Here is an 18,472-nt window from a genome sequence, read left to right as displayed (position 1 = left end):
TGGCACCAGTCGAGGTTGTCGAGGTACCACTGGACGGTTTTGCGGATGCCGGTTTCGAAGGTTTCTTCGGGCGCCCAGCCGAGTTCTTTCTGGATTTTGCTAGCGTCTATGGCGTAGCGCATGTCGTGGCCGGGGCGATCTTTTACGTTGGTGATTAAGTCCCGGTAGCTGCGTTCCTGCGGGCGAAGTTGCTGGAGGATGTCGCAGAGGGTGTGCACTACTTCGATGTTCTGTTTTTCGTTGTGGCCGCCGATGTTGTAGGTTTCGCCGGGCTGGCCTTCGGTGACGACTATGTAGAGGGCTCTTGCGTGGTCTTCAACATAGAGCCAGTCACGGACCTGGTCGCCTTTGCCGTAGACCGGAAGCGGCTTACCTTCCAGGGCGTTGAGGATCATCAACGGGATGAGCTTCTCCGGGAAGTGGTAGGGGCCGTAGTTGTTGCTGCAGTTGGTCACCAGTGCCGGCAGGCCGTAGGTGCGCTGCCAGGCTCTTACCAGGTGGTCTGAACTGGCTTTGCTGGCGCTATATGGACTGCTTGGGGCGTAGGCGGTTTGTTCAGTGAACAGGCGCTCTTCCGCGTTGGGTGTGTCGCTTGGGTGCGGGAGGTCGCCGTAGACTTCGTCTGTGCTGATGTGGTGGAAACGGAAGTTGGCTTTCTTTTCGGCTTCCAGCGCCTGCCAGTATTGGCGGGTGGCTTCCAGCAGGGTGTAGGTGCCTACGATGTTGGTTTCGATGAAGTCTGCCGGGCCGTCTATGGAGCGGTCTACGTGGCTTTCAGCGGCCAGGTGCATGATGGCGTCTGGTTGGTGTTCGGCCAATACGCGATCCACTTCGGCGCGGTTGCAGATGTCTACTTGTTCGAAGCTGTAGCGCTGGTTGTCGCTAACCGCCGCCAGGCTTTCGAGGTTGCCGGCGTAGGTGAGTTTGTCGAGGTTGACCACTTCATCGTTGGTGTGGGTGATGATGTGGCGGATGACGGCAGAGCCTATGAAGCCGGCGCCGCCGGTGACTAGGAGTTTCATTTTGGTGCTGTACTCGGGTGTTGAGTTTGTCGCTAGCTTTGGTGGGGGTCTGACCGCGTAGGGTCAGACCCCCTTGTAGCCTTCAGCTTTTGTCCGTGAGCGTCAGTGAGTGTCCGGGCTTTGGTGGGGGTCTGACCTCGTAGGGTCAGACCCCTTTGTAGCCGGCTTACTCGGATTTGTAGGAGTAGTTGTAGTAGCCGTAATACCCATAACTGGTCGCCGCTTTCTTTTCCATGGCGTTCAGGATGGTGCCTTTGAGGGTAACGCCCCCGGTGGCCAGGCGGTTTTCGGCTATCTGGATTTCTTTCGGGGTGTTTTGCCCGAAGCGCACTACCATCAGGGTGGTGCCGCATTGTTTGCCGATGATGGCGGCGTCTGTTACCGCGAGGATCGGCGGGGTGTCTATGATTACCAGGTCGAAGTGTTCACTCAGGTAATCCAGGAATTCGGTGAACCTGGCCTGCATGAGCAGTTCTGAGGGGTTGGGTGGGGCGCTGCCTCGACTTACCAAGCTCAGGCCTTCTACTTCGGATGTTTTGACGGCTTGTGCGAATTCCAGTTTGCCGGAGAGTACTTCCGAAAGGCCGTTGTGGGAATCCTGTTTGAAGGCTTCGTGTACGTGGCCTTTGCGCATATCGCCGTCGACTACCACTACCTTTTGGCCAGCCTGGGCACAAATGGCGGCCAGGTTGGCCGACATAAAGCTTTTACCGATGGCGGGGCTGGGGCCGGTGATGACCAGGCGGTTGTTGCTGCCTTCCATCATGGCGAAGTGCAGGGAGGTACGCAGGCCGCGGATGGCTTCTATGGACAGGTCAGCGGGGTTGCGTACGGCCAGCAATCCGCCTTTGGATTTACCTTTGCGCTTGCCGGCATTCTTGCCTTTGGTGTTGCGGCGGTTCTCTTCCTCCGAAAGCGGAACGGTGGCATATACCGGCAGGTCCAGTTCTTCCAGCTGTTCCGGCGATACAATGCCCCGGTTAAAGGCGGCACGCAGCAGCACGATGATCATGGCCAGCAACAGGCCGCTCATGCCGGCTACGGCAACGATCAGGTTACGTTTGGGGGCTACCTGGCCTTGCACTACGGCGTCGTCGAGTATGCGTACGTTGCCCACGGTGCCGGCCCGGGCCAGGCGCAGTTCCTGCATGCGGTTGAGCAGTTGCACGTAGATTTCCTGGGTAACTTTTACATCGCGGCTCAGGCGCAAGATTTGCTGCTGGGTTTCCGGCAGGTTGCCGGTGCGTTCTTCCAGGCGGGCTTTTTCGCGCAGCAGCTGTTCTTTCTTTTCCAGCAGGGAGCGGTATACCGGGTGGTTGGGGGTAAAGCGCCGGGCCAGTTCGGTTTCTTGCAGCTGGAGCTGGTTCAGGCTCGACTCGATACTCACCAAACCGTTCAGGGCGTTCTGGGTTTCAAAGCTGAGGTCTATGCTGTCGCTTTGCAAGCGGTATTCGTTCAGGCGGTCTTCCGCTGCCGTGAGCTGCTCCCGTAACTTTGGAGCTTGCTCTTCCAGAAACTCGAGGCTCTTGTCTGCCGCCGCTGCCTGGCGGGCAATGTTCTGCGTGAGGAAAACATTGGTAGTGGCGTTGAGGCTCTCAACAAGCTCACTCCGGTCTGGGCCGGTTATGTTGAGCCTCAATATGCCAGTTTCGCCACGAGACTGCACTTCTAGCCGACCCTGCAAGCCCCCGATGGCGCTAAGATGACTTCTCTTAATAACGGTATAAGTGGCGCCGGCCGGGGCGGTGAGTTCGTTAACGGTCAATTCCAGCCACGGGTTTTCAATCGTGAGTTTCTGGTTAACACGCCCCTTACCCAGTTCGTTACCTTGGGCATCCAGCACGGTGTAGCTGCCCTGTCCTTCCGAGCGCAGGGTGAGTTGCAGAGTGTTGCTGTCGTGGCTGGCTACCAGCTCGCGAATACTTAGGGTTTCACCCGCCCACACGGTGTCGCTGCCTTCGGCAAAGCCCGGGCGCTGCATGCCCCGGCGCAACAGCCATTCACCAATCACCGGCCAGGTATTGGGAGTAATCTGCACATCCAGGTCCGTTTGATCAACCACCTGCCCCAAAATCATGCGGGAGCGGAGGATTTCGACTTCGGTGCTGGTACTCGGCTCTTGGTTACCAAGCAGGTTACCAACATTCGCCCCCCCAATGGTGCCCGAGCGCTTTTCAACTTGTACTAAAGCATCTGCCTGATAAATGGGTGTTGCAAGAGTGGCGTAGACAAGCCCCGCCACAGCAAAAATCGCGGTCAGGACAATTATGAAGATTTTGTGGTCCCACAGGCTGCCCAGCAGAAAGCCGATGTCGATTTCGTCGTTGTCTTGCCGGTTGGTTGCTGCGGTATTGTTTGCTTGGGTCATTCGTGGCTCTTGGTGTTATTTCAATCGGGGAAGCCAGGCGGTGACGGCTTCTTCGAGTAATTGGTGTACGTGGGCGAAGGCTTCGCGGCTTTTTTTGTAGGGGTCCGGGATGTCTGGCCGGCCCGGTAGCCAGTGGCCTATAAGCATGGTTTTGCCGGAGGCGGTTGGGTCCAGCTCTGCTACCCGGGCTTTCTGGCCTTCGCTCATCACCAGTATGAGGTCTGCATTTCTGAACATGGCGGTAGTAGCCTGGCGGGCTTTGTGCTGGCTTACGTCCAGGCCGGCTTGCTGGGCCAGTTCGGCGGCGTTTGGGTCTGTTGGGTGGTCTACCAGTGCGCCAAGGCCGGCGGATTCGACCGCTTTACCCGGTAGGCCGCCTTTGAGCATGGCTTCGGCCACCGGGCTGCGGCAGATGTTGCCGGTGCAGAGTACGAGTATGCGGCTAAACATCCTGCGGGTTACTCAAGCAAGTTCGTAGCGCGATCAGCCAGGAACAGGGCACTGAATGACGGCACTAACAGGGAAACCACACGGTTCCAGCGTGCGACAGGGGCAGCGGTTACGTATACCATGTCACGGTTCTGCAGAGTAAAGCCGTCTGCCAGCACCAGGGCGGCTGCGTCCTTCAGGTTCAGCTGGTACATATCAATAAGGTGCTCGCTATCTGGATCAGCGGTTTCAGCACGCCTGACAACGAATACGCCCGTTGCGTTTGACTGCCCGTTAAGGCCGCCGACGTTGGAAATTGCTTCTGCGAGCGTCAGCCCATTTCGGCCCATGGCCTGGGTTCCACTGCTTCGCACTTCGCCAAGTATGAACACCTTTTGATCGTTGCCCAGAGGCACGTTAATTACATCCCCCTGCTGCAACAGTACGTTATGAAGCTTGTTGCCGACTTCGTAGATAGCCTTGAGCGACAGGCGGTAATCTTTGCCGTCCCGGGTGAGGGTTACGTTGCGCCAGTCCGCCCCCTCTTCCAACCCACCAGCCTGACTAATGGCATCAACCAAACGGGTGGGCACGTTAGTAAGCGGGTACACACCAGGCTCATCAACGGCGCCTGTTACATAAATCCGCTGGCTGCGAAAGCCTGCTACAGAGATATCCACCTGCGGAGCTTCAATGTAGCGGGCCAGGCGGCTGGCGACTTCTTCACGCACTTCCTGGGTGGTCAGGCCGGCCACTTGCACGTAGCCGATGTAGGGGTAATAGATGGTGCCGTTTTCGTTAACCACGTTGCCGGATTCCTGCGAACTGCGGTTGGAGCCGGCAGGTATGGTGAGTTCCGGGTGGTCCCATACGGTCACTTGCAGCACATCGCCAATGCCGATTTTGTATTGGTAGTCGCTGTCTTCACGAACCAGGTCCGGCGCCGGTGGCGGTACATCGGCCACGATGGCGTTGCGCAGGGTGTCTGGGCCTATGCGTTTTACTTGTACCAGGTGGCTGAAGTCTTCTTCCGGTGGGCTTTGGTAATCCGGGTTCCAGCCGCTGGTGTTGATGTGCGAGCCGGGTGCAAAGGCGCAGCCGGAGAGGGCCAGCAAGGCGGCCAGGGTGACGAGTGTACGCAATACCATAATTGAAATGCCGGGATATTTTTTGGTTATCAGGCCGGTGATGATAGCCGGATTCAGGGTTTGTTGCATTAGTCAGGTTTCAGGCGTTGGTCAGAAACGGTAGCGCCAGCTGGCACTGGCGGACCATTGATCCAGCTCTGTGTCTGCCAGCTGGATTTTCTTTTCGGTGCCCCGCAGGTTGAGGTCCAGCCGGCCATTGAACAAGGCGGTGCCGTAGCCCAGGTTGACGATGCCGGTTTTCTGGTTGGTAGCGGGGATGAAGTAGCGCACGTCTGGGTCTGGCATTTGCGCGCGTACCTGGCCATCGCTGTTAAATTCGGCGTAGCTGAGGGTTAGCGAGAGGTTGTTGCCGTTGTCGAAGAACTGGTGCGCGCCCAGGGTGAGGGTTTCGGCATCGCCTTCGAAGCTGTTGGCCAGGTTGCGGCCGTGGTGCCGGTAACCGGTGCGGTACTGGAAGTGTTCGTAGGTGACGTTGGGCATGGCATCGCCCAGGAAGTCATCGGCGGTGGTGTTGCTGTATTCCAGGAACCATTGCTGGTCTGTGTTGAACAGGCCGGTAGTCCAGTCTGTGCCCAGCAGCCAGGATTTGCGGGCCGGGAAGGCGCCGGCTTCGTCTTCACCCATCATTTGGGTGTACAGGCCCATGGATTGGTGGCCCAGGGCGAAACCATAGCGGATGTCTATGCTGCCGAGCTGGTTGCCGGGGTCGTTCTCTGCACCATCCTGACTGTTGTCGCGGCCGATGAGGGCGTCCCACAGGGCGGAGCTGTTTTCTGGCCGCCCTTCTCCTCCAAACATGATGGCGCGGGACAGGCCGATATCCAGCCCTTGTACCGGGCGGAAGGTGAAGCGCATGCCGATGAGTTTGGCGTTGTCGATGGTGCGCTTGTCCTGATACTGGCCGGCGAACACGGTGAGGTTCCAGGGGCCGATCCAGCTGAGCCATTTGGAGTTTGGTGCCAGGTCCCGCTTGCGGTTGAGCCATACGGCGGGCATGGGCCGGGCGTTGTTGGACAGAATCAGGCTGGACTGCCAGCCCGGGCCCCACCAGCGGTCGATAGCGCCAGCGCCCAATACCCAGTTACCGAGAGTGCCGGCCAGGTAGCTGCCGTCGTAGCGGTATTGTTCGTCGTCGGTGGGATTGGCCACTACGGTGGGTGACAGGCCGATGGCAAAGTGTTCGCCCTGCCATTGCCAGTCCAGTGTGGCCTGCCCTTCTTCCTGCCGCGCGTTGCCGAAGCCTTGAACCAGGGGCTGCTCGGTACTGCCCGCCAGGGTGAGTTCGGTTTTGGTGCCGGTGCGGAACTGCGCCTGTTCTTCGGCATTCAGGTAGGCCATGGCGCCTGCGGTGGCGGTTGGGTCTGAGGTAACGCTGGGGTTGATGTCTTGCGCCACCGTGCTCCACATCACCGGCCAGGTGGATACCGTACGGTCGAAATGGCCACGGTCCGCCAGCTTCTGCAGGGCAAAACGCGCACGGCTGTCGCCGGGTTCAATCCAGGGGGCTGCGTGGGTAGTCGCGGTATGACAAAGCGCCGTCAGGCACGCTACCGCCCCACCGACCAGGGTCCAGTGTTTTGAGGGCATACGAAGACTTGTTCAACGTTTGGACAAAGAGGCAGCGGCTGCGCCGGAGGGAAGATTTCCCAACTGACTCCTTGTCAGGGTTATGAGGAATTACTCGAAAACCTGCGCAATTCTACGGGTTCCGGTGTTACAAACAAGTGACACCTTAGGCCAATGATGCAAAATCAAGGACTTACACCGCAAAAACAATGTAAAAATTTGCAAACCGGAATCTGCGAAGGAATCTGACAAAGGGGTCTGACCCTACGGGTCAGACTCCCTACACAACCCAGCGCCCATCACCACCTAAGGCCGAATCGCCGAAACCGGCACACTAACCCGCTGCTGCTTCTGCATAAACGAAATCAAAACAATCGCCCGCTCTTCCCCATCATAAGCCTGAAAAATCGCCCCGATGCCCTTAAACGGCCCATCATCCAGCTCCACCGCCTGCCCGGGCTTGATACCACCCTGCTCCGCCACCTTATCCATGCTGGCCTTGATGTGATCAATCACCTCATCCGCAATCGCCGCCGGCTTGTTGGCAAAACTCACCACCCGGATCACCCCCCGGGTACACCGCAGCTTCGCCCACATCGGGTTGTCCTGCTCCAGGTTCACAAACACATACCCCGGAAACAAAGGCTCCAACCGCTTCGCCCGCTTGCCGCCCTTCACCCTCTCCACCTCAATCTTCGGGTAGAAACAGGCAACATCCTGGTTCTGCAAATGCTGAACCGCCCGATCGCCCTGCGCAGGCTTATGTTGTAACGCGTACCAGGTCATCCAACTCCCCAATCCGGGGTCAGACCCCCGGTACATTTGCCAAGGCAAAATGTACCGGGGGTCTGACCCGCTTTAATACTTTCAGGCTACAAAGGGGTCGGGCCCTACGTGGCCCGACCCCACCCTTCTGCCAGCGCCTGTCATCCAAACTCAGCAACAGCCAAAGTAGCGGCAAAAATCCCCATGCAGCTGCTGGAAGCGGGATTCTGTCAGCTCACCATACTTCTTCTGCACCACAGCCTTGGATATCACGAAGGTTTTTCTTACCATCACCTTGGAGGTCTTCGGCAATGTGCCTTCTCTGATATCAGAAGACTCCAGCAAAGACTCGTCAGAATTAAGCTTCTCAATCTTGCTGCTTACCGGGATTCCTACGAAATCATCAAAGGGCAAGTTATCTTTCAACACCACTACCGGCCGGCGCTTGCTCTTTTGAAAGTCTGAAAAGTAAAACTCGCAAAGCACGACATCGCCGGGCTTTATGTCCATACCTCGTCCTCTTGTGGATCCTTCCACTCATCAATGGTGCTCGCAGAATGCTCAGACATCGCTTTCTTTTCCTGGTCGGCATTATCTATAAGCACAACTACCCGAGCGTGCGCATTCATTAACCGCGCGTACTGTTCGGGAATCTTGACCACTCCGTCTTTGATCTGGGCTTCAAACTCAATTGCGTACATAACTTCTGCCCCGTTATCCGGGGTCAGACCCCCGATACATTTGCCGAGGCAAAATGTACCGGGGGTCTGACCCGCTCGTTAAAAATACCACCCGCCGGCCGCAATAAAGTGCGGATTCAAAATATCCTCTTTGCCATACACCAATGGCTTACCATCCACCGTCTGCACCTGCCCACCAGCCGCGAGAAGAATGGCATGTGCCGCAGCAGTATCCCATTCACTCGTGGGGCCCATACGCGGGTAGATGTCGGCATGGCCCTCGGCGATGCGGCAGAATTTCAGGGAGCTGCCGGCCTGCACGGTTTCGTGGGGGCCGAGTGTGTCGATGAAGGCGCGGGTTTCGTCGTTCAGGTGATTTTTGCTGGCGACTACCCGCAGGGTTTCCCGAGGTTCCGCCACGCGGATTCTGTGTACCCGACCAGTGCGGTCGCGCATGTGGGCGCCTTCGCCTTTGATCCCCCAGAAGGCTTCTTTCAGAGCAGGTGCCGTAACCACGCCCATCACCGGCACGCCGTCTTCGATCATGGCGATATTCACGGTGAATTCGCCGCTGCGCTGGGTGAAATCCTTGGTGCCGTCAATCGGGTCGATCAGCCAGAACCGGCGCCAGCTTTTGCGCTCTTCCCAGGGAATTTCTGCCCCTTCTTCCGAAAGAATCGGAATGTCCCGGCTGATGTTGCGCAGGCCCTTAAAGATAACCTCGTGAGCTGCCTCGTCCGCCGCGGTAATCGGCGAGTTGTCTTCCTTATACCGCACCTTGAAATCGGACTCGTAGATATGAAGCACCTTCTCACTGGCCTCATCCGCCAGCCTGATCACATCCGGAAGTATGGAGCTGTAGTGCATGATTGCATCCTGCCTGACCGTTTTCCCCCATGTTAACAAACTTTGGGGGTCAGACCCCCAGTACATTTTGCGGGGTGAAATGTATTCTGGGTCTGACCCGGGGTTGAAATTTTGGCGCAGGTGGGGCAGATTGTTGCGCTTTCAAATTAATCCACAAGGAATGTGTGATGCCCCGCCGACCAAGGATTTGTCCGGCCGGGATGCCCCAGCATGTGATTCAGCGGGGCAATAACCGGCAGGTTTGTTTTCAGGATTTGTCTGATTTCGCCACCTATTCGATGTACCTCACGCGCTACCAGGAGAAGTTCGAGGTAGATATCCACGCGTGGGTGTTCATGACCAACCACACCCACCTGCTGGTAACGCCGAAGACTGATGACGGGCTGTCGGCTTTTATGAAGTCGATCGGGCAGTCTTACGCGCAGTATTACAACGCCCGGTACGAGCGCACCGGCGGCTTGTGGGAGGGGCGCTTCAAGTCTTGCCTGGTGGATACCGAGGAGTATTTCCTGCAATGCCAGCGCTACATTGAACTGAACCCGGTGAAGGCGGGCATGGTGGATTACGCCGGCGAATACCAGTGGTCCAGCTACCTCTGCCATGCCTACGGCAGCGGCTCGCGCTTTCATGTGCCCCACCCTTGTTACCTGGAATTGCAGCCGGATGCCGATCAGCGGCTGGTGAGTTATCGCAATTTTGTCGCCAGCCCGATGGCGGAGGCGGTGGAAGACCAGATTCGATATTCCGCGATTGCCGGGCTGGCGCTGGGTTCTGAGGATTTCCAGAAGCGGATGAAGGAGCGGTATGGGGATGCTGCGGGTACCGGGACGGCGCCGGTGGGGTTTCGGCGGGAGCGGGTTTCCTGGATTTGATTAGGCTATGGAAGCGGAAGTGCACTGGTACGAGGCATCTCTTGAGCCGCGTAAGCTCTATGAACTCATCGATGACCCACAGGCGAAAGCCGTTGGGATGCTGCGGGTGATCGATGAATCCGGGGAAGATTACCTCTTCCCCGAGCAGTTGTTTGTCCGCATTACGCTGCCGGAAAGTCTGGAGAAGCAACTTTCCGAGGTGGCTTGAGAATACGGCAGGCGGCGAAGCCGGGTTCAGATCTCCACTTCCTCAAACAACTCCGGCACCTCCGCATGCCAACCAAATTTCTCCGTGATGCGCTTGCGCATGGTATCGCTGGAGAGCATTTCGCCGTGGGTAACGTACACGCGCTCGGGTTTCAGGTGACCCTGCTCCAGCCAGGCCAGGATTTCGTTGTAGTCGCCGTGGGCGCTCATGGAGTTCAGGTTGTGGATTTCAGCCTTCACGGGCCAGTATTCACCGTGGATTTTGACATCTTCGGCGCCGTTTACCAGGGCATCACCACGGGTACCGGGGGCCTGGAAGCCGGCGAAGACGACACTGTTGCGCGGGTTCGGCAACAGGGTTTTCAGGTGATGCAGCACACGACCGCCGCTGGCCATGCCGCTGGCAGAGATGATGATGCAGGGGTAGCGGGCGGCATCCAGCTCGATGGATTCTTCCACCGTGCGCACGAACTGGGTTTTATCATCGATCAGTTCGCACTGGGCATGGTTCAGCTTGTGCTCTTTATGGTGCTTGATGAAGATTTCCGTGGCTTTGATGGCCATGGGGCTGTTCAGATACACCGGCAGTTTGGGAATTTTTCCCTCGCCCATCAGTTTGTGCACCACATATAGCAACATCTGCGCACGGCCGACAGCGAACGCAGGCATCAGCGTGATACCACCACGCCCGGCCGTCTTGGTGATAATCTCCGTCAGATCCCGCTCCGGATCAGACTCTCCATGGGTGCGATCGCCGTAGGTGGATTCGCACACCAGCACATCCGCCTTCTGTAACGGCTCCGGCGGGCGCATGATGATGTCATCCTGCCGGCCCACATCGCCACTGAACACCACGGTACGGTCCGCGCCTTTGTGGTGAACATGCACGCAAGACGAGCCCAGAATATGCCCGGCTGGAGTGAAGGTAACTTCAAAGCCTTTCACCGGCTCGAATTTCTCGTGGTAATGCAAGGATTCGAAGTGCTTGAGCGCTTCCCAGGCATCCTTCTCGGTAAACAGCGGCTCCGGGTGCTCGTGCTTGGAAAACTTCTTCCGGAACGCGTACTTGGCGTCTTCTTCCTGCAGGAAACCCGCATCCGGCAGCAACACCTTGCACAGCTCATGGGTGGCCTTAGTGCAGTAAATCTTGCCCTTGAACCCGTTCTTCACCAGCGCCGGCAGGTAGCCGGAATGGTCAATGTGCCCATGGGTGAGCACCACCGCATCAATGCTGGAAGGATCCACCGGAAACTTCGCCCAGTTCCGCCGCCGCAGAGTTTTCACGCCCTGATACATACCGCAGTCGACCAACAAGCGATGGGAGTCATCTGAAAGCAAATAACGGGAGCCGGTTACGGTGCCAGTACCACCAAGGAAGCGAAGTTTCATAGGCGTGTATGTCCTTGTCTGTCGAATGATATTTCCAGCTTACCCCCTAAGCGGGGTCAAACCCAAAAACATTTTGCGGGGTGAAATGCATTTGGGTCTGACCCCGAATTGATAAGATTGTAACGTTATGTATACAATCACGCCGGGTTCAATGACGACCCTGACATTTCAATGGAGCTGAACATGAAGAAGGAACTGCTGTGCCTGCCGTTGGCACTGGCGCTTGTCGCATGTGGAGATAACGACAGCGACACCTCGAAATCCGCCTCTCAACCACCGGAAACACCCCCTGCAGTTACACTGCAATCCCTTGAGGACTCCGGAGAAATACCCAAACTCGATCGAAGTGCATCACTGCCCGGTACGGACACCGACACTAATGGCATTCGTGATGATATCGACGAATACATTTCCCTCCAGTTCTCCGACACCGAACAGGTTGCCGCGGCTAACCAGGCGGCAAAAGCAAATCAGTCGGTGCTGAGTACAGACCTTACAAACCCCACGGCCGTTCGCCAAACCAACCAGCTGATCTCTCGCGCCACTGCCTGTATTTACGAGGTATTTGGTGATGCCAACTCTGGCGCGGAACCGGCTGTCGTGTCCCGGAACCTGGAAGCCGTTACATTCAACACAGAAGAACGATTGAAACAGTACATGGAGTTCAACAAAGCGCTGGATGGTTCATCCTGGTCGCTGCCGGAGGGAAACAGTTGTGAATAAGCAAACACGGAAGTTTGTCAGCGTTGGAATGGCCATCTTGCTGGTAGCAGCAATGCCTATTCAGGCATGGGCACAAGCTGTTGAAACAAGGAATCTTTGCCGGGATTCGGGAATTATCTTTGCATTTTTTAATGGGGTGCAGACCACTAGCGCCGAAGCTCATCGTGCGCTGAATGAGTTTCGCCGTATTCATGGCAACGAGCGAGCCGACGGCGAGAACATTCGCTACGAGGTCATGTATAACCACACCAACGGCCTCGAAGATTTCGTAGAAACTTTCCAGCAACGGGTTCTCGAGCAGGAGCAGATACTTCACGGCCGCTTCGAGCTCGCACTGGAACTCATCAACGGTGGCGGCACCTGGTGGGAGAAGCTGGGGCAACTGGCAACCACCCTGCCCCAGATTCGCGATGACTTCCTGGACTGGTACCGTGCATCTATCGTGGAATCACTGACTTCACTGGCAGACAATCCGCCAACTCTCAACAACTACGCAGAGCATCAATCACGTCTTGATACCTGGATAGTTGAGGGTAAACAGATAGTGATGGTCGCTCATTCACAAGGGAACCTCTTTGCCAATTCCGCTTATGATTATGCTGCATCTCAAACCGATGCCGAATCATTGAAACTGGTACATATTGCACCAGCGACACCCATAGCCAACGGGCCGCATCGCCTCGCGGACAAAGACCTTGTCATCAACGCCCTTCGGGCTACCGGAGGTGTGCAGGACATAACTGACATTATCCCAGCCTATCTGGATCGCCCGGCGGGCCTGAATGGTGAAACAGACATCCTGGGGCACGGGCTTCTGGAGATTTACCTTAACCCTGCACTGAATATTGGTGCCGCAGTTGTGGGAGATATCGAGAATGAACTGGCAGCTGTGCAACCACCAGAGATGCCGGCAGAAGCCGAGACAGGGTTCTTTACCGCCACACTGACCTGGAACGGTACTGGCGATGTCGACCTGCACGTGTATGAACCCGGCGGTTCCCATGTCTTCTATCAGACCATGAGCGGACAATCCGGCTACCTGGATGTTGATAACACCACAGCCAATGGCCCCGAACACTATTTCGCATCTTGTAAAGCAGAAACCCTGCAAACCGGTACTTACCAGGTTGGCATCGCCAATTACAGTCGCGCAGATGGCAGAACAGCGACACTGCAGATTGCCTCCTTTAAAGACGGCGCTCTGGGCACCAGAAGCGTAACGCTTGGCGAACCCACCGGCGATGCTCCCTCGCACATGATGTTTGACGTAGAAGTAACAGAAGACAACGAATCCGGCGAGCTCGAGGTTTCCATCAGATAATCAACGAAGCAGGTCAGCCCCGTACATTTTGCCCGGCAAAGTGTATCGGGGGTCTGACCCCAAGTTGGATTTTATTGATCTTTAGCAAGAATGGCCTGCGGGTATGTCTATATTCTTGGCACAATTTTCAGATGGCAGGGTGCGAGATGCTGCGGAAGTTGTGTACGGGTGGCTTGTTGGTAGCCGGAATGATGGCTGCGCCGGTGGCGTTTTCCCAATCGGTTCACCAAGCTCTGAGTGAGCTGGAATCGATTATGGCCGATGATTCCCGGCGCGATGCCGCCTATGCTGCGGGCAAGGAGCGCATCCTGTTTTGCGGCTCTTGCCACGGGAAAGACGGCAACAGCAGGCGTGACTACATTCCGAATCTGGCCGACCAGCACCCGCTTTACCTGTTCGAGCAATTCGAGAAGTTCGGCAACGGCGTGCGTGAAGACTACGTGATGAGCAAGCTGGCGCAAACCCTCACCGTGGAAGAGCGCATCAACATTGCTGTGTACTACTCCCTGCAACAAGCCAAGCCCCGCACCAGCCCTGCTCCCGATCTGATCGACGCTGGCCGCGCCAAGTTTCAGGCGAAGTGCTCTGCCTGCCATGGCAAAGAGGCCGAAGACTTCCGCGATATGCCGCGCCTGGCTGGCCAACCGTCGGAATACATCAAGATCGCCCTGAAGCGCTTCAAAGAGATGGACCCGGCGGCGCAGAGCTCACCGATGATTGGCATTGCCGCGCCGTTGACGGCCGGGGATGTTGAGGAGCTGGCGGCGTTTTTGACGACTTTGTGATTTTGGGCCGGGGGTCAGACCCACGCGCATTTCGTGGGGTGGAAGGAAGAAATCACCCGCCTGCCCTTGCCCCATCACTACGCCGTGATAGCGGACATCGCCATCACAGGGCAGCAGGTTTTCTGGCGGGGTGAATTGGTCGAAGAGGTCCATAGTGCCCTCGTTAATTAACAAGTGCCCGTTAATTAACAAGTGCCTGTCCATGATCAGCTTGCTTAGACCCTAACTTTCACGCTGCCGGCTCCCGATGAGGACGAGCCGTCAAGTCCACACCCAGGGCGCGGGTCACTGCGAGCATGGTTTTCAGGGTGGGGTTGCCCTGTTCGCTAAATGATCGATACAGCTGTTCACGGGAAAGCCCCGTTTCACGGGCCAGTTCTGTCATCCCCTTCGCCCGAGCCACCACACCCATGGCTTTGGCGATGTAAGCCGTATCACCGGTCTCCAGGGCATCGGCGAGAAAAACCGCAATCGCGTCCTCACTATCCAGCGCCGCTGCCGGATCGTAATCGTAGATCTTGTCGCTCATAACGCCTCCCATTCTGATGCCAGTTGCAGCGCAGTGTTGATATCACTTTGCTGGGTATCTTTATCTCCACCGCAAAGCAGGATAATGACCTCGTTCCCACGCTGCTTGAAGTAGACCCGATACCCAGGGCCATGATGAATGCGCAGCTCGCAGACACCCTGCCCTACTGGCTTTACATCCCCTGCCAACCCATTGGCCAACCGAAATATACGCGCTGCAATCAACGCCTTGCCACGCTGGTCACGGAGTTTGCGCTCCCACTTTCGATAAGTGTCCGTTTGCTTGATTTCTAGCATAAGTTAACTGTAGTTCTTAAACTACAACAATGCAAGGCAAAAGAAATGGACAACAGAGAATGGGGGGCTAGTGCCTGTCCAAGGGGGGGGGGAGTTACAAGCTCACGTGTCCATGACAAGCTTTGGGGTGGGGGTCAGACCCCCGGTACATTTGGTGGGGTGGAATCAAAAGCCCAAAAACAGCATATCCAGTGCTGCGACAATCTCATCCTGCAGCTCAGCAAGGCTACCGGAGCAAAAGCGCAACTCAGTTTCCGGTACAGCGGCTATATATTGAGTAGCCATGACGACTTCCATGCCGTTGATGCTGAACACCGGATTGAGCCTCTGCGCAGGGAATGGCGCCGACGATTTGGGCAGTAACGGCACGACTACTCGTGTGTTCAAGCCACTGAGAAGGTCGGACTGTACATCCAGCAGGTACCCTGCCCCTTCTTCATTTTCAAAAATATCGAAACGGGACATCAGAACTGCCGATGTCGTGCAAGAGGCAAGCCGTTGGCTTCAACATAGGCATTCGAGCTTTCAAGTGCCTTGGCGTTTTCGTTAAGCCACTTATTCTGCCTATGAAGTCTGACTGCTTCCGCAATTCCTGCCTCTGCAGACCGCGAGACATTGATTCCAAGGGATTTTGCCTCTTTAAGAAGAGCACTATCCAGCGACAGATTCGTCGGTTTACGTACGGATTTCGCAACTTCAGTAGTTCGCATGGCATGCCCCCTCGAACAGTATTTGAATCAGTATATGCGCATGGTTCTTAGGCATCAACAGGGCACAGGCAACGCCTGGAGCCTGTCGATGACCGGGTCAGGCTAGTGTCCAAGCGAGTGCCTACCCATGATTAACGCGTGAAGCCCCACAGCCCGGTACATTTGGCAAAGCGAAATGTATCGGGGGTCTGACCCCGCTATGCCACCATAGCCCGAAATGTCAGATTAATCCGCGGCGATTGCACCGTCTTCGTCGCCGGGAGGCTGTGCTGCCAGAAGGCCTGGGTACTTCCCTTCATCTCCAGCAGGCTACCGTGTTCCAGCATTAGCTTTATTTGATCCTTGCTCTGCTTGTGCCGGAAGACAAACCGCCGCGGCGCCCCGAGGCTCACCGAAGCGATTGCGCCGTGCTTTTTCAGCTCGGGCTCGTCATCACTGTGCCAACCCATTGCCTCCTCACCGCTATGATAAAGATTGAGCAGGCAGGAGTTATAGGGCTCGCCACTGCACTGCTCGACCAGCGCTTTCAACTCCGCCAGCACCGGAACCCAGGGCAGCGCCTGCTTGGTGGCCCTTGAATAGGTATAAGTAAACGGCCGGTCGCCATACCAGGCCACCTTACGGCGAGTGACCACGGGCCGGCCGAACATCACCAGCTCGTCGTGGGCCCAGGGGATTTCCTCCAGCAAACGCCGGAAGAAATCATCTGTCTGCCCGTGCCCCATCACTACCCCGTAATAGCGGACATCGCCATCGTAGGGCAGAAGGTTTCCTGGCGGGGTGAATTGGTCAAAGAGGTCCATAATGCCCTCGTTAATTAACAAGTGCCTGTCCACGGGATCTTGCAGTATATTAGCCGCCCAATTTATAAGGAATCACGGCCATGCTGAGTGTAAACGAGTACTTCGACGGCAAAGTAAAATCCATCGCCTTCCAGGGCGAGACACTACCTGCCACCGTGGGCGTCATCAGCCCGGGTGAGTATGAGTTCGGTACCAGCCAAAAGGAAGTGATGACGGTTGTCAGTGGCGCGCTGACGGTTCAGCTGCCGGGCAGTGAGAGCTGGGTTCGATACGATGCCCGAAAGGCTTTTGAGGTGGCCGCGAATACCAGTTTTAAGGTGAAGGCTGAGGTGGATACGGCTTACTTCTGCACTTACGAGTAAGCTGCGGGGTCAGACCCCCGGTACATTTGGCGGGTCAGGCGCTCGATACTCCGGTCTATGCTTTCGACCTCACTTTTCCGGTCCCTGTGATCGAGAAATTCCTAGCCACTCTTGCCAAGCATTGAGCCTCCGCCAATACGTGCCGGGGCTTTAACCTGAATGCGCCGGGCATCTTCGCCGCACGGCTGGTCTGAAAACACCGTCTGGCCGTTGGTCTTGCATTGGTAAGCTGCAGTGTGGCCGAGTGCGGGAATGGAAAGACTAATTAAAAGCAGCGTCCTTTTGAGCATGCTAACCTCCTTTTTACGATTACCATAGCGCAAATCTGGAGGGGTTTTGGTGAAAGAGTGTAAAAGATGGTTGGTGGAGTGCTTGGTCAGGCTAGTGCCTGTCCAGGCCATCGAAAGCACATCCGCCACTGCCGGTTAATGCGAATACTGTGCTGGCCTTCCCGGCCACCGTTCAAGGCTTCAAGCCGGTTACCAGGTGGGGATTTCAGATCATCCAGCTCTGAAGCTGCTTGCAGCAGTATCAACTTACGCTCAGCTGCCATGCTCACAAGTGCCTGTCCACGATTGCAGACGATTGCATGACGCGCACGGAAATCAGCCAGTGCTTTTACAGAGGAATGGCCAGATGAGTCCCATCAGGAAGCTCAATATCCAAACGGACTTTCGCTCCCGCACTCTCCACGTATCGCTTAATAGATGATAGCTTCAAGTCTTTACCGGCCTTTTCCATATTCGCAATCGTAGGCTGGGTCACACCCATGGCCTCCGCCATATCCTTCTGGGTTTTCTGCAATAATGCACGCACCTCGCTGAGACGAATCTCCATAAGTATGCGATCTGCCTTTAGCTGCGCCTGCCTGACAACTTCCGGCTTTTCGTTAGCCAGCAGTGTGTCCAAAGAACTTGCCATATCAGATTCCTCCCTTGAGCATTTCCAAATGGGCGGTAAATTCTCGATCTGCCACTGGAATCATTTCATCATAAAACCGTTTGTCTTTACCTGTCTTCTCACCAGCACAGAGAATTATGCCTGTACGGGCAGGATCGAATGCAAAGAATGCCCGAATGGGCCTGCCTTTACTTTGCACCCGCAACTCTTTCATATTGCTGTGCACAGATCCATAAACGCTGTCGGCGTGTGGCCGGGATAACATTGGGCCTTTCTCTCTTAAAACGAGTATTGCCGCCAGAACATTTTCCCTATCCACCTCGCCAAGTGAAAAGTACCAATCATCGAACCGACAAGTTGTTTCAATTTCCCACATAGCCGCCCCTAACTATAGCCTTAAAGCTATATTCATTGCAATTTATACACATCCAGACCACCCTCCCTTGCTGTATATTTATACAGCTGTATACTTGTACAAGAATCAAACACTGTCAACAGTCACGGAAGACAAGGACCCCACCATGCCCAAAGCCAGAGCAGAACTGGTCAGCGTTTCAGATACCCCCTTCTACCACGTAATCTCACGCTGCGTGCGCCGCACATTCCTGTGCGGGCAGGACCGCGCAACCGGGCGCTGTTATGAGCACCGGCGGGGCTGGATTGAAGAGCGAATCCGGCTTCTGGCATCTGTGTTCGCGGTAGATGTTGCCGCTTATGCGGTGATGTCGAA

The 18,472-nt window shown here is 56.1% G+C and carries 25 protein-coding genes and 1 pseudogene; 7 read left to right on the top strand and 19 right to left on the bottom strand.

The genetic code is table 11. From position 1 onward, the window contains the following. The 9 genes from rfbB to cysQ form a co-directional block, all read right to left on the bottom strand. On the bottom strand, nucleotides 1-1,022 hold a 1,022-nt coding region (rfbB, locus tag B9Q17_RS16755), incomplete at its 3' end, for a dTDP-glucose 4,6-dehydratase (protein ID WP_094626078.1). A gap of 166 nt (nucleotides 1,023-1,188) precedes the next feature. Continuing rightward, the gene (locus tag B9Q17_RS16750) at nucleotides 1,189-3,390 is read right to left on the bottom strand and encodes a polysaccharide biosynthesis tyrosine autokinase (RefSeq protein WP_094626077.1); all 2,202 of its coding nucleotides are present in this window, start codon (nucleotides 3,388-3,390) and stop codon (nucleotides 1,189-1,191) included. Nucleotides 3,391-3,405: 15 nt separating this feature from the next. Next, a complete protein-coding gene (locus B9Q17_RS16745; protein WP_094626076.1) occupies nucleotides 3,406-3,840 on the bottom strand; it encodes a low molecular weight protein-tyrosine-phosphatase in 435 nt (144 codons plus the stop codon). A gap of 8 nt (nucleotides 3,841-3,848) precedes the next feature. Further along, the gene (locus B9Q17_RS16740) at nucleotides 3,849-4,967 is read right to left on the bottom strand and encodes a polysaccharide export protein (RefSeq protein ID WP_094626081.1); all 1,119 of its coding nucleotides are present in this window, start codon (nucleotides 4,965-4,967) and stop codon (nucleotides 3,849-3,851) included. 90 nt (nucleotides 4,968-5,057) lie between these two features. Beyond that, nucleotides 5,058-6,554 carry a capsule assembly Wzi family protein gene (locus B9Q17_RS16735; protein WP_094626075.1) on the bottom strand — a complete coding sequence of 499 codons (1,497 nt, stop codon included), beginning with the start codon at nucleotides 6,552-6,554 and terminating at the stop codon, nucleotides 5,058-5,060. 285 nt (nucleotides 6,555-6,839) lie between these two features. Then, nucleotides 6,840-7,319 carry a transcription/translation regulatory transformer protein RfaH gene (gene rfaH, locus B9Q17_RS16730; protein WP_094626074.1) on the bottom strand — a complete coding sequence of 160 codons (480 nt, stop codon included), beginning with the start codon at nucleotides 7,317-7,319 and terminating at the stop codon, nucleotides 6,840-6,842. Between the two features lie 150 nt (nucleotides 7,320-7,469). Next, nucleotides 7,470-7,808 (bottom strand): type II toxin-antitoxin system PemK/MazF family toxin, encoded by a 339-nt coding sequence (locus B9Q17_RS16725; RefSeq protein WP_094626073.1) that lies wholly within the window; start codon nucleotides 7,806-7,808, stop codon nucleotides 7,470-7,472. Continuing rightward, complete coding sequence (locus B9Q17_RS16720) at nucleotides 7,799-7,999, bottom strand: hypothetical protein (RefSeq protein WP_094626072.1); 201 nt, start codon at nucleotides 7,997-7,999, stop codon at nucleotides 7,799-7,801. Before B9Q17_RS16720 ends, B9Q17_RS16725 begins: the two co-directional genes overlap by 10 nt. Nucleotides 8,000-8,077: 78 nt before the next feature. Next, a complete protein-coding gene (cysQ, locus tag B9Q17_RS16715) occupies nucleotides 8,078-8,845 on the bottom strand; it encodes a 3'(2'),5'-bisphosphate nucleotidase CysQ (RefSeq protein ID WP_094626071.1) in 768 nt (255 codons plus the stop codon). 200 nt (nucleotides 8,846-9,045) lie between these two features. On the opposite strand from cysQ, the gene B9Q17_RS16710 reads away from it, so the two are divergent. Further along, a complete protein-coding gene (locus B9Q17_RS16710; RefSeq protein ID WP_244177421.1) occupies nucleotides 9,046-9,717 on the top strand; it encodes a transposase in 672 nt (223 codons plus the stop codon). A 7-nt stretch (nucleotides 9,718-9,724) separates the two neighbouring features. Continuing rightward, nucleotides 9,725-9,925, top strand: a complete 201-nt coding sequence (locus tag B9Q17_RS16705) for a hypothetical protein (RefSeq protein ID WP_094626070.1) — start codon at nucleotides 9,725-9,727, stop codon at nucleotides 9,923-9,925. A gap of 26 nt (nucleotides 9,926-9,951) precedes the next feature. Here the strand turns inward: B9Q17_RS16705 and B9Q17_RS16700 are convergent, their stop codons facing one another. Next, a complete protein-coding gene (locus B9Q17_RS16700) occupies nucleotides 9,952-11,313 on the bottom strand; it encodes an MBL fold metallo-hydrolase (protein ID WP_094626069.1) in 1,362 nt (453 codons plus the stop codon). 183 nt (nucleotides 11,314-11,496) lie between these two features. Here B9Q17_RS16700 and B9Q17_RS16695 point away from each other — a divergent pair, with 183 nt between their 5' ends. The 3 genes from B9Q17_RS16695 to B9Q17_RS16685 all read left to right on the top strand — a co-directional run bounded on the left by B9Q17_RS16695 (nucleotide 11,497) and on the right by B9Q17_RS16685 (nucleotide 14,142). Then, nucleotides 11,497-12,036 carry a hypothetical protein gene (locus B9Q17_RS16695; RefSeq protein ID WP_154707664.1) on the top strand — a complete coding sequence of 180 codons (540 nt, stop codon included), beginning with the start codon at nucleotides 11,497-11,499 and terminating at the stop codon, nucleotides 12,034-12,036. Then, nucleotides 12,029-13,357 (top strand): DUF2135 domain-containing protein, encoded by a 1,329-nt coding sequence (locus B9Q17_RS16690; protein ID WP_208618803.1) that lies wholly within the window; start codon nucleotides 12,029-12,031, stop codon nucleotides 13,355-13,357. The genes B9Q17_RS16695 and B9Q17_RS16690 overlap by 8 nt, the downstream gene beginning before the upstream one ends. A 146-nt stretch (nucleotides 13,358-13,503) precedes the next feature. After that, nucleotides 13,504-14,142: a c-type cytochrome gene (locus B9Q17_RS16685; RefSeq protein ID WP_244177420.1), complete on the top strand. Its 639-nt coding sequence runs from the start codon at nucleotides 13,504-13,506 to the stop codon at nucleotides 14,140-14,142. 229 nt (nucleotides 14,143-14,371) lie between these two features. On the opposite strand, the gene B9Q17_RS16680 is transcribed toward B9Q17_RS16685, so the two are convergent. From B9Q17_RS16680 to B9Q17_RS16660, 5 genes are all read right to left on the bottom strand, one after another. Beyond that, nucleotides 14,372-14,671, bottom strand: coding sequence for an addiction module antidote protein (locus tag B9Q17_RS16680; RefSeq protein ID WP_094626066.1), 300 nt, complete (start codon nucleotides 14,669-14,671; stop codon nucleotides 14,372-14,374). After that, nucleotides 14,668-14,967, bottom strand: coding sequence for a type II toxin-antitoxin system RelE/ParE family toxin (locus B9Q17_RS16675; protein ID WP_094626065.1), 300 nt, complete (start codon nucleotides 14,965-14,967; stop codon nucleotides 14,668-14,670). Before B9Q17_RS16675 ends, B9Q17_RS16680 begins: the two co-directional genes overlap by 4 nt. Nucleotides 14,968-15,132: 165 nt before the next feature. Then, nucleotides 15,133-15,432 carry a CcdB family protein gene (locus B9Q17_RS16670; RefSeq protein ID WP_022987711.1) on the bottom strand — a complete coding sequence of 100 codons (300 nt, stop codon included), beginning with the start codon at nucleotides 15,430-15,432 and terminating at the stop codon, nucleotides 15,133-15,135. Next, the gene (locus B9Q17_RS16665; protein WP_094626064.1) at nucleotides 15,432-15,677 is read right to left on the bottom strand and encodes a type II toxin-antitoxin system CcdA family antitoxin; all 246 of its coding nucleotides are present in this window, start codon (nucleotides 15,675-15,677) and stop codon (nucleotides 15,432-15,434) included. The genes B9Q17_RS16670 and B9Q17_RS16665 overlap by 1 nt, the downstream gene beginning before the upstream one ends. A 197-nt stretch (nucleotides 15,678-15,874) precedes the next feature. Further along, nucleotides 15,875-16,480, bottom strand: a complete 606-nt coding sequence (locus tag B9Q17_RS16660; RefSeq protein WP_094626079.1) for an alpha-ketoglutarate-dependent dioxygenase AlkB family protein — start codon at nucleotides 16,478-16,480, stop codon at nucleotides 15,875-15,877. An 80-nt stretch (nucleotides 16,481-16,560) separates the two neighbouring features. Here B9Q17_RS16660 and ppnP point away from each other — a divergent pair, with 80 nt between their 5' ends. Beyond that, a complete protein-coding gene (gene ppnP / locus B9Q17_RS16655) occupies nucleotides 16,561-16,842 on the top strand; it encodes a pyrimidine/purine nucleoside phosphorylase (protein WP_094626063.1) in 282 nt (93 codons plus the stop codon). 101 nt (nucleotides 16,843-16,943) lie between these two features. On the opposite strand, the gene B9Q17_RS18220 is transcribed toward ppnP, so the two are convergent. From B9Q17_RS18220 to B9Q17_RS16635, 4 genes are all read right to left on the bottom strand, one after another. Then, nucleotides 16,944-17,132 (bottom strand): DUF4124 domain-containing protein, encoded by a 189-nt coding sequence (locus B9Q17_RS18220; RefSeq protein WP_167373048.1) that lies wholly within the window; start codon nucleotides 17,130-17,132, stop codon nucleotides 16,944-16,946. A gap of 86 nt (nucleotides 17,133-17,218) precedes the next feature. Continuing rightward, nucleotides 17,219-17,395 (bottom strand): type II toxin-antitoxin system RelE/ParE family toxin, encoded by a 177-nt coding sequence (locus B9Q17_RS16645; protein ID WP_094626061.1) that lies wholly within the window; start codon nucleotides 17,393-17,395, stop codon nucleotides 17,219-17,221. Between the two features lie 65 nt (nucleotides 17,396-17,460). After that, nucleotides 17,461-17,763, bottom strand: coding sequence for a type II toxin-antitoxin system RelB family anti-toxin (locus B9Q17_RS16640; protein ID WP_011786117.1), 303 nt, complete (start codon nucleotides 17,761-17,763; stop codon nucleotides 17,461-17,463). A gap of 1 nt (nucleotide 17,764) precedes the next feature. Continuing rightward, nucleotides 17,765-18,118 carry a type II toxin-antitoxin system RelE/ParE family toxin gene (locus tag B9Q17_RS16635; protein ID WP_094626060.1) on the bottom strand — a complete coding sequence of 118 codons (354 nt, stop codon included), beginning with the start codon at nucleotides 18,116-18,118 and terminating at the stop codon, nucleotides 17,765-17,767. Between the two features lie 145 nt (nucleotides 18,119-18,263). Between B9Q17_RS16635 and B9Q17_RS16630 the strand changes: the two are divergent. Further along, nucleotides 18,264-18,472 (top strand): annotated as a pseudogene (locus B9Q17_RS16630) (transposase); the annotation flags it as partial.

The organism is Marinobacter vinifirmus, from assembly GCF_002258215.1.
GTDB lineage: Bacteria > Pseudomonadota > Gammaproteobacteria > Pseudomonadales > Oleiphilaceae > Marinobacter > Marinobacter vinifirmus.
Note: the sequence above shows the minus strand (reverse complement) of the source record. Positions and strands in the feature narration are given on the sequence as shown.